We start from the raw sequence: 1154 nt of genomic DNA on the forward strand, positions 1-1154 counted from the left end.
AGAACTTCGATGCCCATAGCAGTTAGTTCCGCGTATAGCTTCTCTGCTGCTTCTTTTACGCGCTCAGATTTGTGCATATTCATTGGCACGATTGCTACTTGGAAAGGTGCAATTGCGTCTGGCCAAATGATGCCGTATTTGTCGTGGTTCTGTTCAATCGCAGAAGCAACAACACGCGATACACCGATGCCGTAACAACCCATCTCTAGGATTACGTTTTTACCGTCAGGGCCAAGAACGCTACAGTTCATTGCTTCTGAGTAAACGTTACCAAGTTGGAAGATATGACCAACTTCGATACCACGTTTCAGCATTAGCGTACCTTTACCACATGGGCTTGGATCGCCTTCTACTACGTTACGCAGATCTTCTACTTGACCCAGTTCAACGTCACGACCCCAGTTAATACCGAAGTAGTGTTTACCGTCGATGTTTGCGCCGGCGCCAAAGTCGCTCATGACTGCTACGCTGCGGTCAACGATGAATGGCAGTTCAAGGCCGACAGGGCCAAGAGAACCAGGGCCAGCACCGATCAGTTCACGAATTTCTTCTTCTGATGCCATCTCTAGTGGAGAAGCCACTTGAGGTAGGTTTTCTGCTTTCACTTCGTTTAGCTCGTGGTCACCACGAACGATCAACGCAATGATTGGTGCATCGATTTCGTCAGACGCTTTAACAAATAGCGTTTTAACGGTTTTCTCGATAGGTAGACCGTGTTGCTCAACCAACTCTGCGATTGTTTTCGCGTTTGGAGTATCAACTAGTGTCATTTCTTGAGTTGGTTCTGCGCGTTCTACAGCAGGCTCTAACGCTTCTGCTTTTTCGATGTTCGCTGCGTAATCAGACTCAGTAGAGAATGCAATTAGGTCTTCGCCGCTGTCTGCAAGTACGTGGAACTCTTGAGAGCCGCTACCACCGATAGCGCCTGAGTCAGCAAGTACTGGACGGTACTCAAGACCCATACGGTCAAATGCTTTACAGTAAGCATCGTGCATTGCTTGGTAAGATTTCTCTAGACCTGCTTTGTCGATGTCGAAGCTGTATGCATCCATCATGCAGAATTCGCGTGCACGCATTACGCCGAAACGTGGACGACGTTCGTCACGGAATTTAGTTTGGATTTGGTACAGGTTTAGCGGAAGCTGTTTGTAAGA

General features: G+C 47.9%; 1 protein-coding gene. It reads right to left on the reverse strand.

Annotated features, from left to right (window positions below):
• The coding region (gene proS, locus R7E00_RS24530) for a proline--tRNA ligase (protein ID WP_318124826.1) at positions 1 to 1154 on the reverse strand (1154 nt) is incomplete at both ends.

Origin of the sequence: Vibrio sp. Vb1755 (assembly GCF_033338635.1) — a bacterium.
Lineage (GTDB): Bacteria > Pseudomonadota > Gammaproteobacteria > Enterobacterales > Vibrionaceae > Vibrio > Vibrio alginolyticus.